This is a genomic window from Streptomyces cinereoruber, from assembly GCF_009299385.1.
Taxonomy (GTDB): domain Bacteria; phylum Actinomycetota; class Actinomycetes; order Streptomycetales; family Streptomycetaceae; genus Streptomyces; species Streptomyces bikiniensis.
Genome location: NZ_CP023693.1, coordinates 3,893,768 through 3,908,350, shown reverse-complemented (window position 1 = coordinate 3,908,350; position 14,583 = coordinate 3,893,768). Strand labels below are relative to the sequence as shown.

General features: G+C 70.1%; 13 protein-coding genes and 1 tRNA gene. 7 read left to right on the top strand and 7 right to left on the bottom strand.

What is annotated here, in order from left to right; genetic code table 11:
* Positions 1 to 7: 7 nt before the first annotated feature.
* On the top strand, positions 8 to 871 hold the full coding sequence (locus tag CP977_RS17455) for a rhomboid family intramembrane serine protease (RefSeq protein ID WP_062753776.1): 864 nt from the start codon (positions 8 to 10) through the stop codon (positions 869 to 871).
* 362 nt (positions 872 to 1,233) lie between these two features.
* Here the strand turns inward: CP977_RS17455 and crgA are convergent, their stop codons facing one another.
* Complete coding sequence (gene crgA / locus CP977_RS17450; RefSeq protein ID WP_152370438.1) at positions 1,234 to 1,488, bottom strand: cell division protein CrgA; 255 nt, start codon at positions 1,486 to 1,488, stop codon at positions 1,234 to 1,236.
* A gap of 140 nt (positions 1,489 to 1,628) precedes the next feature.
* On the opposite strand from crgA, the gene CP977_RS17445 reads away from it, so the two are divergent.
* The 5 genes from CP977_RS17445 (at position 1,629) to CP977_RS17430 (ending at position 5,533) form a co-directional block, all read left to right on the top strand.
* Positions 1,629 to 2,396, top strand: coding sequence for a DUF881 domain-containing protein (locus tag CP977_RS17445; RefSeq protein ID WP_062753784.1), 768 nt, complete (start codon positions 1,629 to 1,631; stop codon positions 2,394 to 2,396).
* A gap of 132 nt (positions 2,397 to 2,528) precedes the next feature.
* Positions 2,529 to 2,690 (top strand): hypothetical protein, encoded by a 162-nt coding sequence (locus CP977_RS34120; protein ID WP_030206689.1) that lies wholly within the window; start codon positions 2,529 to 2,531, stop codon positions 2,688 to 2,690.
* Complete coding sequence (locus CP977_RS17440; RefSeq protein WP_062753786.1) at positions 2,687 to 3,325, top strand: aminodeoxychorismate/anthranilate synthase component II; 639 nt, start codon at positions 2,687 to 2,689, stop codon at positions 3,323 to 3,325. The genes CP977_RS34120 and CP977_RS17440 overlap by 4 nt, the downstream gene beginning before the upstream one ends.
* Complete coding sequence (locus CP977_RS17435; protein ID WP_152370437.1) at positions 3,322 to 4,818, top strand: class E sortase; 1,497 nt, start codon at positions 3,322 to 3,324, stop codon at positions 4,816 to 4,818. Before CP977_RS17440 ends, CP977_RS17435 begins: the two co-directional genes overlap by 4 nt.
* Before the next feature lie 37 nt (positions 4,819 to 4,855).
* Entirely contained in the window at positions 4,856 to 5,533 is a 678-nt protein-coding gene (locus tag CP977_RS17430) for a class E sortase (RefSeq protein ID WP_062753790.1), read from the top strand.
* 80 nt (positions 5,534 to 5,613) lie between these two features.
* On the opposite strand, the gene pknB is transcribed toward CP977_RS17430, so the two are convergent.
* The 6 genes from pknB to CP977_RS17395 form a co-directional block, all read right to left on the bottom strand.
* The gene (gene pknB / locus CP977_RS17425) at positions 5,614 to 7,656 is read right to left on the bottom strand and encodes a Stk1 family PASTA domain-containing Ser/Thr kinase (RefSeq protein WP_104860460.1); all 2,043 of its coding nucleotides are present in this window, start codon (positions 7,654 to 7,656) and stop codon (positions 5,614 to 5,616) included.
* Positions 7,657 to 7,821: 165 nt separating this feature from the next.
* Positions 7,822 to 9,288: a peptidoglycan D,D-transpeptidase FtsI family protein gene (locus CP977_RS17415; protein WP_062753792.1), complete on the bottom strand. Its 1,467-nt coding sequence runs from the start codon at positions 9,286 to 9,288 to the stop codon at positions 7,822 to 7,824.
* Positions 9,285 to 10,706: an FtsW/RodA/SpoVE family cell cycle protein gene (locus CP977_RS17410; RefSeq protein ID WP_062753794.1), complete on the bottom strand. Its 1,422-nt coding sequence runs from the start codon at positions 10,704 to 10,706 to the stop codon at positions 9,285 to 9,287. The genes CP977_RS17415 and CP977_RS17410 overlap by 4 nt, the downstream gene beginning before the upstream one ends.
* Before the next feature lie 27 nt (positions 10,707 to 10,733).
* Positions 10,734 to 12,221, bottom strand: coding sequence for a Stp1/IreP family PP2C-type Ser/Thr phosphatase (locus CP977_RS17405; RefSeq protein ID WP_062753796.1), 1,488 nt, complete (start codon positions 12,219 to 12,221; stop codon positions 10,734 to 10,736).
* Positions 12,222 to 12,410: 189 nt separating this feature from the next.
* On the bottom strand, positions 12,411 to 12,935 hold the full coding sequence (locus CP977_RS17400; protein ID WP_062753798.1) for an FHA domain-containing protein FhaB/FipA: 525 nt from the start codon (positions 12,933 to 12,935) through the stop codon (positions 12,411 to 12,413).
* A 10-nt stretch (positions 12,936 to 12,945) separates the two neighbouring features.
* Positions 12,946 to 13,800 carry an FhaA domain-containing protein gene (locus CP977_RS17395; protein ID WP_062753800.1) on the bottom strand — a complete coding sequence of 285 codons (855 nt, stop codon included), beginning with the start codon at positions 13,798 to 13,800 and terminating at the stop codon, positions 12,946 to 12,948.
* 566 nt (positions 13,801 to 14,366) lie between these two features.
* Here CP977_RS17395 and CP977_RS17390 point away from each other — a divergent pair.
* A tRNA-Leu gene (locus CP977_RS17390) sits at positions 14,367 to 14,453 on the top strand.
* The last annotated feature ends 130 nt before the right edge of the window (positions 14,454 to 14,583 follow it).

The window sequence follows — 14,583 nt, the reverse complement described above, 5'->3', positions numbered from 1 at the left end:
CCCCCGCATGGACTCGCAGCCCGGTCTGCCGCGCTGTTACCGCCACCCGGAGACCGAGACCGGCATCAGCTGCGTCCGCTGCGACAGGCCCATCTGTCCGCATTGCATGGTCTCCGCCTCCGTCGGCTTCCAGTGCCCCGACTGCGTACGCGGCGGCTCGGGCACCGGTCACGCCCCCGACGCCAACCAGCCCCGGACGCTCGCGGGCGGCCGGATCGCCGCGGACGAACGTTTCGTCACCAAGATCGTCATCGCGATCAACCTGATGCTCTTCGTCGCCGTCCAGGCGGTGGGCGACCGGCTCGTCGACGACCTGGCGCTCATCGGGTACGCCTTCCTCCCGACCGGCGAGCTGGTCGGGGTCGCGGACGGCGAGTGGTACCGGCTGCTGACCTCCGCCTTCCTCCACCAGGAGATCCCGCACTTCCTCTTCAACATGCTGGGGCTGTGGGTGATCGGCGGGATCGTCGAACCCGAACTGGGCCGGATCCGGTACACGGCCCTGATCCTGCTCTCCGGGCTCTCCGGCTCGGCGCTCGCCTATCTGCTCTCCCCGCAGAACCAGTTCTCGCTCGGCGCCTCCGGAATCGTCTTCGGGCTGATCGGGGCCTGGGTCGTGCTCGCCCGCCGCCGACGGCACGACATGCGGCCGGTCGCCCTCTTCGTGGCGCTGTCCCTGCTGCTGACCTTCACCCGCCCGGGGATCTCCTGGGAGGCCCACATCGGCGGCCTGGTCGGCGGCGCCCTGGTGACGTACGCACTGGTGCACGCGCCCAAGGCACGCCGGAGCCTGGTGCAGTACACAGCCTGTGGACTGGTTCTCCTGCTCGACCTGGGGATCGTGCTCTTCCGATCGGCCGCGCTCGCCTGAGCGCACAGGGCTGTGGATGAGCTTCCGGGCGAGCTTTCCCCAGAGTTATCCACAGTGCGTGGCGAGGTCTCCCCACGCTGTGGGGAAAGCAGGGAAAAAGAACGCGCCCCTCACCTCTGACCTGGTGATTTCCCAGGGAGGCGAGGGGCGCGACGCGTCGTGCCGAAGGTGATCGCAGTCATACCGGCGTCAACCCGGTGCGAGTTATCCACAGATCTTCGTAAGTTATCCAGTGCTGTGCACAACGCTGTGGATAAACTCAGGGGAGAGCTTGACGGGCACCCGCCGCGGACGCTAGGACGCCACGGTGGGCGGCTGGACCGCAGCCGTGGAGACCCCGGCCGTGGAAGTCCGGGCCGCCGCTACTTCCACTGGGTGGAGACGCCGAAGCCGGCCGCGATGAAGCCGAAGCCCACCACGATGTTCCAGTTCCGGATCGACTCGATCGGCATGGTGCCGTCGGTGACGTAGAAGACCACGATCCACACCAGCCCGATGGCGAACAGCGCCAGCATCACCGGCGCCACCCAGCTGCGGTTGTTCAGCTTGATGTTCGTGGCCTGCTTGGCGGGCGGAGGCGTGAAGTCGGCCTTCTTGCGGATACGTGACTTCGGCACGAGGGACTCTCCTGTCGATGCGCTGCGTGACCGCGCAGGGAACTGTGGCTGGCGCCGGGATGTGACGAAGGAGGACGTCCGCGTCCTCCAGGCGTCCGTTAGCGTAGTGGTTCCGCGGCACCGAAGGGGATCAGGGTACGTTGAGCAATTCCGCCGGTACTCCCGAAGGGCCGGGCCGCAGTGCCACGTGGCGCCCCGTCCGGCTGCTCACCCTTGCCGTTTTCGCCCTCGCCGGTCTGATCTTCGTCACGAGCTTCAACACCGCCAAGGGCACCAACCTGCGCACGGACGCCTCCCTCCTCAGGCTCTCCGACCTGATCGAGGAGCGCAGCCACAAGAACGCCGGACTCGACGAGACCGCCGCCGCCCTCCGCTCCCAGGTGGACTCCCTCGCCTCCCGCGACGACGGCTCCACGCGCGCGGAGGACGAGGAACTGGCGGCGCTCGAAGCGGCGGCCGGCACCACCGAGATCTCCGGCTCCGGCCTCACCGTCACCCTCAACGACGCCCCGCCGGACGCCCGGGCCGCCCCCGGCTACCCCGAGCCGCAGGCCAACGACCTGGTCATCCACCAGCAGGACCTCCAGGCCGTGGTCAACGCCCTCTGGCAGGGCGGCGCCGAGGGCATCCGGGTCATGGACCAGCGGCTCATCTCCACCAGCGCCGTGCGCTGCGTCGGCAACACCCTGATCCTCCAGGGCCGCGTCTACTCGCCGCCGTACAAGATCACCGCCGTGGGTGACCGGGGGCGGCTGAGCAGGGCGCTGGCCGACTCCCCGGCGATCCGGAACTACCAGCTGTACGTCAAGGCGTACGGGCTCGGCTGGAAGGTCGACGAGCACCGGGCGGTCACCCTCCCCGGGTACGCGGGCACGGTGGACCTCCACCACGCGACGCCGGTCGGCTGACCGGACCCCGTTCGCGAGCCCGCCCGTTGTCCCCGGGCTCCCGTTGTCCACAGGCTTTGGACAGGCGGCCCCTCCCGGCCCCCTCGCCCCGTACTCTGGTCCCCGTAACGAACGGAAGGGGCGGTCGACGTCATGTACGGCTGGATCTGGCGGCATCTGCCGGGCAACGCGTGGGTGCGGGCGCTGATCTCCATCGTGCTGGTCCTCGCGATCGTCTACGTCCTCTTCCAGTACGTGTTCCCCTGGGCGGAGCCGCTGCTTCCGTTCAACGATGTGACGGTGGACGGCCAGTGAGCGCGCGAATTCTCGTCGTCGACAACTACGACAGCTTCGTCTTCAACCTCGTTCAGTACCTCTACCAGCTCGGCGCCGAGTGCGAAGTCCTGCGCAACGACGAGGTCGAGCTGAGCCACGCCCAGGACGGCTTCGACGGCGTCCTCCTGTCGCCCGGCCCCGGCACGCCCGAGGAGGCCGGCGTCTGCGTCGACATGGTCCGGCACTGCGCGGAGACCGGCGTGCCCGTCTTCGGCGTCTGCCTCGGCATGCAGTCGATGGCCGTGGCGTACGGCGGCGTCGTCGACCGCGCGCCCGAGCTGCTGCACGGCAAGACCTCGCCCGTCACGCACGAGGGTCGGGGCGTCTTCGCCGGCCTGCCCTCGCCGTTCACCGCGACGCGCTACCACTCGCTGGCCGCCGAGCCCGCCGCCCTGCCCGCCGAGCTCGAAGTCACCGCGCGGACCGAGGACGGCATCATCATGGGCCTGCGGCACCGCGAACTCCCGGTCGAGGGAGTGCAGTTCCACCCCGAGTCCGTCCTCACCGAGCACGGCCACCTGATGCTCGCCAACTGGCTGGAGGAGTGCGGGGACGAGGGGGCGGTCGGCCGGTCGGCGGGGCTCGCGCCGGTGGTGGGCAAGGCCGTCGCGTGACGACGGGCTCGCCGTGGTTCCGGGCTGCGCACGAGCCGGGGCAGGAGCCGATACCGGAGGACGGACGCGTACCGGAGGGCGGATACGCGCCCGGGGACGGGTACGCGCAGGGGAGCGGGCACGGGTCGGGGAACGGTTACGTACCGGGCGACGGTTACGCGCCGGAGGCGCAGCCGCACGGACCGGCGGCCCCCTACGGGCCCACTGACCCGTACGCCCCCGCCGACCCGTACGCGTCCGGCGCCGATCCGTACGCGCACGCGGAGCGGTACGGGGCTCCCGCCGACCCGTACGGGGCCCCGGGGACGTACGCCCCCGCGGAGCCGTACCCGCAGGCCGGGCCGCCGTACGCCGACCCGTACGCGCCCGCAGAGCCGCACGCGCGGCCCGGTGCGCATGCGCAGCCCGGCCCGTACGCGCCCGCCGATCCGTACGTACCGGACAATTCATCCGCCCCGGCCCAGTCGTATCCCCAGGAGCGGCCCTCCGGGCGCGGGACCGTCTCCCCCGAGGGCCCCTACGAGGCCCCCCACGGGCCGTACGGGGGTGAGGAGGCCCCGGCGCCCCGTCCGGACGAGACGGCCGTCCTGCCGGTCTCCGAAGGCCCTTCGGAGGCCTCGGGGAGGGAGCCGGGGAAGGATCCGGAGAGGGGGGCCGAGCAGGCCGCCCCCGGGCCCGGGCGGGCCGAGCGCCGCCGTGCCGCCAAGGGCGGCCGGGGGAAGAGCCGACGGGCCGCCCCGCCCGCCACCGCCGCGGCGAAGCCGGTCGCGTCCCTCTCCCGGGTCGAGGCCCGGCGGGCCGCCCGCGACGCCAAGGACAGCGTCGGCGTCATCGCCAGCCGGGTAGTCGGCGAGCTCTTCATCACCCTCGGCGTCGTCATGCTGCTCTTCGTCACCTACCAGCTGTGGTGGACGAACGTCCTCGCCGGCCAGGAGACGAGCCAGGCCAAGGAGCGGATCGAGGACACCTGGGCCAAGGGCGGGGACAAGGACGAGCCGGACGTCTTCCAGCCCGGCGAGGGCTTCGCCATCATGTACATCCCCAAGCTGGACGTCGTCGTCCCCATCGCCGAGGGCATCGACAAGACCAAGGTCCTCGACAAGGGCATGGCCGGCCACTACGCCGAGGGCAGCCTCAAGACGGCCATGCCCTCCGACAAGCAGGGCAACTTCGCGGTGGCCGGCCACCGCAACACGCACGGCGAGCCCTTCCGGTACATCAACCGGCTGAAGCCCGGCGACCCGATCGTCGTCGAGACCCGGAACGCGTACTACACGTACGAGATGGCGAGCATCCTGCCGCAGACCCCGCCCTCCAACGTGGCGGTGATCGACCCGATCCCGAAGGGTTCGGGCTTCACCGAGCCCGGCCGGTACATCACGCTGACCACCTGCACGCCCGAATTCACCAGCACGTACCGCATGATCGTGTGGGGCAGGCTCCTGGAGGAGCGTCCGCGCAGCAAGGGGAAGCCGGAGGCGCTCGTAGGCTGAGTCCCCACACCTCCGGACAGGACGACGGGACGACCTAGTGGCACGAGCGCGCAATTGGATCGCCGGGATCATCAGTCTCTTCGGCGAACTCCTCATCACGGCGGGCCTGGTGCTCGGTCTCTTCGTCCTCTACTCGCTGTGGTGGACCAACGTCCTCGCCGACCGCGCCGCCGACAAGGACGGCGCCCAGGTCCGCGACCACTGGGCCGACGACGCCCCGGGCGCGCTCGACACCCGGGACGGCATCGGCTTCCTGCACGTGCCGGCGATGGGCGACGACGAGGTCCTGGTGAAGCGGGGCACCGACCCCGACGTCCTCAACAACGGCGTGGCCGGCTACTACACCGACCCGATCAAGTCCGCCCTCCCGCAGGAGAAGCAGGGCAACTTCACGCTGGCCGCGCACCGGGACGGGCACGGGGCCAAGTTCCACAACATCCACAAGTTGAAGACCGGGGACGCGATCGTCTTCGAGTCCAAGGACACCTGGTACGTCTACAAGGTCTACAAGACCCTGCCCGAGACCACGAAGTACAACGTGGACGTCCTCCAGCCCGTCCCGAAGGAGTCCGGCAGGACCGGGCCGGGCCGGTACATCACGCTGACCACCTGCACGCCCATGTACACCTCGGACTACCGGTACATCGTCTGGGGCGAACTGGAGCGGACGGAACGGGTCGACCGCGACCGGACGCCCCCGGCGGAGCTGCGCTGATCCGCTGCCCGTGACGACGGGAGAGCCCCGGCATCCGACCTTCCGGATGCCGGGGCTCTCCCGTCGTACGGGGCGGGCGGTCAGTCGAACCAGCCGCCGCCACCGTTGTTGTTGCCGCCGTTGCCCCCGTTGTTGTCCCCGTTGTTGTTGTCGCCGGGGTTGCCGGGGAGGCCGCCGCCCGCGGTGTAGACCTCCACCGTGGAGCCGGTGTTGACGGGGGTGTTCGCGGGCGGGTTGGTGCCGAACACCAGCGCGTCCTCCTTGTCCGAACCCCTCTGGACGACCGTCAGGCCCATGCCCTCGAGCTGCGCCTTGACGTCCTTGAAGGGGCGGTTCCCGAGGTCGCCCGGGATCGTGACCTGGGTCTGCTGCGGGCCCTTGGAGACCTTCAGCTTCACCTCGGAGCCCCCTGCGACCGAGGCGTTGCCCTCCGGAGACTGCTCCAGGACCTCGCCCTTCGGCTTGTCGGAGTCCACCTCCTCGGTGACCACCACGAAGCCCAGGGCCTTCAGCTGCTGCTCGGCCTGCGCGAGCTGGTTGCCGACGACCGGCGGAACCGTGCTCAGCTTCTTCTTCGCGATGGTGATCGTCACCTCGGAGTTCTTCTCCGCCTTGGTGCCGCCGCCCGGGTTCTGGCGCAGGACCGAGCCGGGGTCCTCGTCGGACTCCTCCTCCTCGACCTTGACCTTGAAGCCCTTGTCCTCCAGGGACTTCGTGGCCCGCTCCTGGGACTGCTCCTGGACGTCCGGGACCTCCACGAGCGGCGCGCCCTCGGAGAGGAACACCTTGATCGTGCTGTCGGGCTCCAGCTTCGCGACGTTGTCCGCGACCGGATCCTGACGGCAGATGGCGCCGGTGGGCTGCTCGCAGCGTTCGGTGCCCGCCTGCGCCACCTTCAGGTTCACGTTGGCGGCGCGGTTCGTCGCGACGTCCAGCGTCTCGCCGACCAGGTTCGGCACCGTGACCGGCTCCGCGCCGTCCTTCTTGTCGAAGACCGCGACACCGATGAAGATCGCGCCGATGAGCACCAGGACGCCGGCGAGGGCCAGCAGGATCGTCGAGGTGTTCGACTTCTTCTGGCCGCCGCCGCGACGGCGGTCCGGACGGTCGTCGTAGCCGTAGCCGCCGTCGTTCGGGTTGATCGGGGGGAGCATGGCGGTCTGGCCGCCCGGGTCCGCCTGGCGCAGGGCCGTGGTCGGCTGGTCCTCCGGCGGGTAGCCGCCGTACCCCCCGCCGTACGCGGGCGCGGCCGCCATGCCCATCGCGGCGGCGGCCGCGACCGGCTGCCCGTCGAGGCAGGCCTCGATGTCCGCGCGCATCTCGTCGGCGGACTGATAGCGGTAGTCGGGGTCCTTGACCAGCGCCTTGAGGACGATGGCGTCCATCTCGGGCGTGATCTCGGGGTCGAAGTTGCTCGGCGGCTGCGGCTCCTCGCGGACGTGCTGGTACGCGACCGCGACCGGGGAGTCGCCGATGAACGGGGGCCGGACGGTGAGCAGCTCGTACAGCAGGCAGCCGGTGGAGTACAGGTCGGAGCGGGCGTCGACCTGCTCGCCCTTGGCCTGCTCCGGGGAGAGGTACTGGGCCGTGCCGATCACCGCGGCGGTCTGTGTCATGGTCATGCCCGCGTCGCCCATGGCGCGCGCGATGCCGAAGTCCATGACCTTGACCTGGCCGGTGCGCGTCAGCATGACGTTCGCCGGCTTGATGTCGCGGTGCACGATGCCGGCGCGGTGCGAGTACTCCAGCGCCTGGAGGATGCCGACCGTCATCTCCAGGGTGCGCTCGGGAAGCAGCTTGCGTCCGGAGTGAAGGAGCTCACGCAGGGTGGACCCGTCGACGTACTCCATCACGATGTACGGGATGGAGACCCCGTCGACGTAGTCCTCGCCGGTGTCGTAGACCGCGACGATCGCCGGATGGTTCAGCGAGGCGGCGGACTGGGCCTCACGGCGGAACCGGGCCTGGAAGGACGGGTCACGGGCCAGGTCGGCCCGCAGCGTCTTCACGGCGACGGTGCGGCCGAGCCGGGTGTCCTGGGCGAGATACACCTCGGCCATGCCACCACGGCCGAGCACCGAGCCCAGCTCGTACCGGCCGCCGAGGCGACGCGGCTCTTCCATAGCTAATCCAGCCCTCTCCGTCTGTCCCGACCGCACCCATGGGTGGTCCGGCGGTGTGTGCTGTTCGCGCATACGCTACCGGCCCCGGGCAGGCGTTCCGCCCGGGGCCGGTAGCTGATACCTGACCGGTACCTGGCCCGTACCGGGCCGGGACCGGGTGGGGGATCAGCCCCGGGTCTTCAGGACCGCCTTCATCACGGCCTTCGCGATCGGGGCGGCCAGGCCGCCGCCGCTGATGTCCTCGCGGTTGGTGCCCGCCGAGTCCTCGACGATGACGGCGACCGCGACCGGGGAGCCCTCGGCGGTCTTCGCGTACGAGATGAACCATGCGTAGGGGCGCTTGGCGTTCTTCTCGCCGTGCTGGGCCGTACCCGTCTTGCCGCCGACCTTCACGCCGTCCATCTTCAGGTCGGCGTTGCCGCCGGTGCCGTTGGAGACGACGTTCTCCATCATCTGCTGGAGCTTCTGGGCGGTCTCCTGCGAGACCGGGCGGCTCATCTCCTCGGGCTCGTTCTGCTTGATCAGGTCGAGGTTGGGCGCGCGGAGCTGGTCGATCATGTACGGCTTCATCAGCTTGCCGTCGTTGGCGATCGCCGCCGTGACCATCGCCATCTGGAGCGGGGTGGTCGCGGTGTTGAACTGGCCGATGGAGGAGAGCGCGTTGCCGCCCTTGTCGGCCTTCTTGTCGTAGACGGAGGCGGCGGAGCGGACCGGGGTGTACTGCTCGGCGTTGAAACCGAACTTCTCGGCCATCTCGACCATCTTGTCGCGGCCGACGTCGTCGCCGAGCTTGGCGAAGACCGAGTTGCAGGAGATCTCCAGCGCCCGGTTGAGGCTGGCGTTCGCGCAGCCGCTGGCGTGGTTGACCATCTCCCTGTTGGAGAGGGGGATCTTCCAGCCCTCGGGGGTGTCGGTCGGCGCGTTGATGTCGTTGACCTTGCCGTTCTCCAGTGCGGCGGCGGCGGTGACGACCTTGAAGACGGAACCGGGCGGGTAGATCTCGCGGAGCGCGCGGTTCAGCTTCGGCTTGTTCTTGTCCTTCTCCAGTGCGATCCACGCCTTCTCGTCCGCGCGGGAGTAGCCGGCGATGGAGGAGGGGTCGTACGAGGGCGTGGAGGCCATCGCCAGGATCTTGCCGGTGTTCGGCTCGATGGCGACGACGGCGCCGGTGTTCTTGCCGAGGCCCTCGAAGGCGGCCTTCTGCGCGGCGGCGTTCAGGGTGGTGACGACGTCGCCGCCCTTCTTCTTCTCGCCGGTGAACATGGCGAGGGTGCGGTCGAAGAAGAGCTGGTCGTCGTTGCCGGTGAGGATGCCGTCCTCGATCTTCTCGATCTGGGTGGCGTCGTAGGCCTGCGAGGCGAAGCCGGTGACCGGGGCCCACATGGGGCCGTCGACGTAGGTGCGCTTGTACTTGTAGTACTCGTCCTTGGAGTCGACGGAGCCGGTGATCGGCTTGTCGCCGACGATGATGTTGCCGCGCTCGTTGGCGTACCGCTCGATCCGGACGCGCTTGTTCGATGCGTGGGTGCTCAGCTCGTCGGCACGGACGAACTGGATCCAGTTGTCCCGCAGGAGCAGGGCGAGGACGAGCAGGCCGCAGAAGATCGCGACCCGGCGCAGCGGCTTGTTCACGGACGGACCACCTGGGTCATCTCGGCGTCGGGGGACGGGGCGGGCGCGGGCGCGGGACGGCGCGCGGTGTCGCTGATCCGGATCAGGATGCCGATCAGGGCCCAGTTGGCGATCACGGAGGAACCGCCGTACGCCAGGAACGGCATGGTCATGCCGGTGAGCGGGATGAGGCCCATCACACCGCCGGCGACGACGAAGATCTGGAGCGCGAAGGCGCCGGAGAGGCCCATCGCGAGCAGCTTGCCGAAGGGGTCGCGGGCGGCGAGGGAGGTACGGATGCCGCGCTCGACGATCAGCCCGTAGAAGAGCAGGAAGACCATCACACCGGTGAGGCCCAGCTCCTCGCCCACCGTGGCGAAGATGAAGTCGGAGTTGGCCGCGAAGCCGATCAGGTCGGAGTTGCCCTGGCCGAGGCCGGTGCCGAGGATGCCGCCGGAGCCGAAGGACATCAGCACCTCGGTCATCTGGTCGCAGGCGTCGACCTTGTCCGCGCAGCTGAAGGGGTCGGCCCAGGCGTCGACACGTGCCTGGACGTGGCCCGCGAAGGAGGCCACGCCGACCGCGCCCGCGACGGACATGCCCAGACCCATGACGATCCAGCTGGTCCGCTCCGTCGCCACGTACAGCATGATCACGAACATGCCGAAGAACAGCAGCGAGGTGCCGAGGTCGTTCTCGAAGATCAGGATGAGGAGGCTGACCGCCCAGATCGTCAGGATCGGGCCGAGGTCGCGGCCGCGGGGCAGGTAGAGCCCCATGAAGCGGCGGCTGGCCAGGGCCAGCGCGTCCCGCTTCACCATGAGGTAGCCGGAGAAGAAGACCGCGAGCACGATCTTCGCGAACTCGCCCGGCTGGATCGAGAAGCCGGCGACCCGGATCCAGATCTTGGCGCCGAAGCTGTCCGTGCCGAGGCCCGGCACGAGCGGCAGCAGCAGGAGGATGAGGGCGGTCACCATGGAGATGTACGTGTAGCGCTGGAGGACCCGGTGGTCCTTGAGCAGCAGCAGCACGCCCACGAACATGGCGATGCCGATCGCCGAGTACATCATCTGGCTCGGGGCGTCCGGGCTGAAGCTGCCGTACCGCTGCATCGAGGTGGCGATCAGCCGCGGCGACTGGTCGAGGCGCCAGATCAGCACCAGGCCCATGCCGTTCAGCAGGGTCGCGAGGGGCAGCAGCAGCGGGTCCGCGTACGGGGCCCACTTACGGACCACCAGGTGCGCGACGCCCGCGAGGAGGGCCAGGCCGAGCCCGTACCCGAGCATGCCGGCCGGGACCTTGCCGTCGATGGCCAGGCCGACGTTGAGGTACGCGAACACCGGGATGACGACGGCGAACGCGAGCAGCGCCAGCTCGGTGTTGCGCCGGCTCGGCGCCTCGATCGCGCCGATGGTGGTCGTGTTGGTGACAACGCTCATGGTGGTGAAAGGCCCCCCTACGGGTGCTTACTGCTTGCCGCAGTTCGAGGCCAGCTTCTGCTCCTCCCCCGTGAGGGTGGGACCCGGGGACGGAGCGGCTGTGGTGGGCTTGGAGTCGGGGGCGGTGCCGTCGGGCTTCTGGGCCGGCGGCTTGCTCGCCTGGTCGGCGGCCTGCTCGGCGGCGGCGCGGCGCTGCTCGGTCTTCTTGCAGGCGGAGGCCTGCACGGCCAGCTCGGCGATCTTCGTCCGGGCCTTGCCCAGGCTGCCGCCCGCGATCGTCTCCTCGACCTGCTTCCGCTGGTAGGCGGGGAGGTACTTGAGTTCGATCTCGGGGTGGTCCTTCTCGACCTTCGACAGCGAGATCCACGCCAGGTCCTGGCTGATCCCCTGGTAGAGCGCCACGTGCTGGTCCTTGGAGCCCACGAAGTACTGGGTCTGCGTCCAGCGCCAGCCGCCGTAGAGGCCGCCGCCGAGGAGGGCGAGGACCAGGATCAGGAAGAAGGAGCGCTTGAGCCACTTGCGGCCCTTGCGCGGCTTGACGAAGTCGTCGTCGGTGTACGACTCGAAGGAGCCCTCCGGGGGCATCCCGTCGTACCCGTGGTCGTCGCCGCTGCCGGGCGGGCCGAAGCCGCCGGCCGGGGGCTGCCGGTGGGCGGCGTGGCGGCCGAGCCCGGAGGCGCGGCCGGCCGGGGTCTGCATGGCCCCGCCGTCGTTCGGCTGGGACTGGTTCTCGGCGACCGCGCCCACGATGACCGGGGTGTCGCTGAGGTGGCCGGCGAGGGTGTCGCCGCCGTCGACGTCGAGGACGTCGGCGACGATCACCGTGATGTTGTCGGGGCCGCCGCCGCGCAGCGCGAGCTGGATCAGCTCCTGCACGGTCTCCTGCGGGCCCTGGTAGCTGGCGAGGGTGTCCTCGAGGGTCTGGTGCGAGACCACGCCGGACAGGCCGTCGGAGCAGATCAGGTACCGGTCGCCGGCGCGGACCTCGCGGATGGAGAGGTCGGGCTCGACGTGGTCGCCGCTGCCGAGCGCGCGCATGAGGAGCGAGCGCTGCGGGTGGGTGGTGGCCTCTTCCTCGGTGATCCGGCCCTCGTCGACGAGCCGCTGGACCCAGGTGTGGTCCTGGGTGATCTGGGTCAGGACGCCGTCGCGGAGCAGGTAGGCGCGCGAGTCGCCGACGTGCACCAGGCCGAGCCGCTGGCCGGTCCACAGGAGGGCGGTGAGCGTGGTGCCCATGCCCTCCAGCTGCGGGTCCTCCTCGACCATCATCCGCAGCTGGTCGTTGGCGCGCTGCACCGCCGTACCGAGCGAGGTGAGGATGTCGGAGCCGGGAACGTCGTCGTCGAGCGTGACGAGGGTGGAGATCACCTCGGAGGAGGCGACCTCGCCGGCGGCCTGGCCGCCCATGCCGTCGGCGATGGCGAGCAGCCGGGGGCCGGCGTAGCCGGAGTCCTCGTTGCCCTCGCGGATCATGCCCTTGTGCGAGCCCGCGGCGAATCGCAGCGACAGAGTCATGCGCACCTGCCCTGTCGACGCCGCATCGGGGTACGGCCGGTCTCGACCCACACTGCCCACCCTCCGGTCGCTCCGGTCACTTCAGTCGCTCCGGACGCGTCAGCCGCTCCGGCCGGGAGCGCGGCACGTCCCGCGGCGGGGACCGCCCCGGCTCGCTCGCTCCGCTCGCGCCTCTTCATGATGCAGCCACTACTTCCGCAGCTCGATGACGGTCTTGCCGATGCGGATCGGCGCGCCCAGCGGAATCGGCGTGGCGGTGGTGAGGCGGGCCCGGTCGAGGTACGTGCCGTTGGTGGACCCGAGGTCCTCGACGATCCACTGGCCGTCCCGGTCCGGGTAGATCCGGGCGTGCCTGCTGGAGGCGTAGTCGTCGTCGAGCACGATCGTCGAGTCGTGCGCCCGGCCCAGCGTGATCGTCTGGCCCTGGAGGGCGACGGTCGTGCCGGTGAGGGTGCCCTCGGAGACGACGAGCTTGGTCGGGGCGCCGCGGCGCTGGCGGCCGCCGCCCGTGTTCTGCTGCTGGCCGCGCTGCTGCGGGGGCGCGGAGGCCTGGCGCCCGGCCTGCTGGGGCCGCGCCTCCTGGCGCCGCGAACCGCGCTGGGTGACCCGCGTACCGAAGAGGTCACTGCGGATGACCTGGACGGCCACGATGACGAACAGCCACAGAACGGCCAGGAAACCCAACCGCATGACCGTAAGGGTCAGCTCTGACATTGCCCCCGCTTCACCCTTCGGCTTGCCGGTAAACGATGGTGGTGCTGCCCACGACGATCCGCGAGCCGTCGCGGAGCGTAGCGCGGGTGGTGTGCTGCCCGTCCACCACGATGCCGTTGGTGGATCCGAGATCCTGGATCGTCGAGGGCGTTCCGGTCCGGATCTCGCAGTGCCGGCGGGAGACGCCGGGATCGTCGATCCTCACGTCCGCGTCGGTGCTGCGGCCGAGGACCAGGGTCGGGCGCGAGATCTGGTGGCGGGTGCCGTTGATCTCGATCCAGCGGCGCACCTGGGTGCCCGCTCCGCCGTGGGTGGCGGGGCCGGGCATGGCGCCGGGGCCGCCGGAGGGGCGGCCCGCGGCGGTCGGCGGCCGGTGGCCGGGCGCGCCGGGAGGCGGGGAGGCGGGCATGGGCGGGGCGCCGGCCGGGGGGTACCCGTAGCCGTCGCGGCCCTGCTGCTGTCCGCCCGAGGGCGGCTGCGGCTGTGACGTACTCGACGCCAGCGTGCGGCTGCGGACGCGGTACAGGCCGGTGTCGAGGTCCTCGGCCTTCTCCAGGTGGACCTTGATCGGCCCCATGAAGGTGTACCGCTGCTGCTTGGCGTAGTCCCTGACCAGGCCGGCGAGCTCGTCGCCGAGCTGGCCCGAGTAGGGGCTGAGGCGCTCGTAGTCCGGTGTGCTCAGCTCGACGATGAAGTCGTTGGGCACGACGGTCCGCTCGCGGTTCCAGATCTGCGCGTTGTTGTCGCACTCGCGCTGGAGCGCGCCGGCGATCTCGACCGGCTGGACCTCGGACTTGAAGACCTTGGCGAAGGTGCCGTTGACCAGACCTTCGAGACGCTGCTCGAAACGCTTCAGGACTCCCATGGGGCACCTCCTCCGTCGTTGCCGTCCTGGTACTGCTTACTGATCGTATCCACGCGTCGGGAAATCGGCTGGTTCCCCTTCTCTGCCCTGTGGACGAGTGTCACCTCTCACAGGTTGCCCCCACGGATCGTAGAGGCGGCCTGTGGACAGTGTCCCGCACCCGGCTGTGGAAGCGGGGCTCGGTCCGGGGTCCGGGCGGTCCGTCCCCGTTCCTCCCCTCTCTCCCGAATCTCCTGCTCTCCTCCCACCGCCCCTCCCGGTCTCCTCCCACCCGCCTCTCCTGCTCCCCTTCCACCCGTCCCTCCCGGTCTCCTCCCGCCCGTCTCCCGCTCCTGCCGGCCGCCTGCTTCCGTCCCCGTCCACCCGCCTCCGTCCGCCCTACCCCTGTTCCGCCTCCCCTCACCCCCTCGCCTCCCTCGTCCTCCTCATCCCTTCCCTCCGGTCACCTTGGTCTCCGCGAGCGGAGCCGAAACAACGGATGTGAATCCACGGTCTGCGGCGTGCTAATCTTCTGATGTCGCCAGGCGCTCCCACCGAAAAGTGAGAGGGTCCGGAGCACACCCAATGCGCGGGTGGCGGAATAGGCAGACGCGCTGGATTCAGGTTCCAGTGCCCGAAAGGGCGTGGGGGTTCAACTCCCCCCTCGCGCACCAGGAGCATCGCTCCAGCTATACCGATGAGAAGGTCGGCACCATGAAAATGGTGTCGGCCTTCTTCGTTTTCGGGGCACTGTCGGGCCGGTGCTGTGAGGTACTCCACAAGGGGCGCGACCTTCGTCGTGGA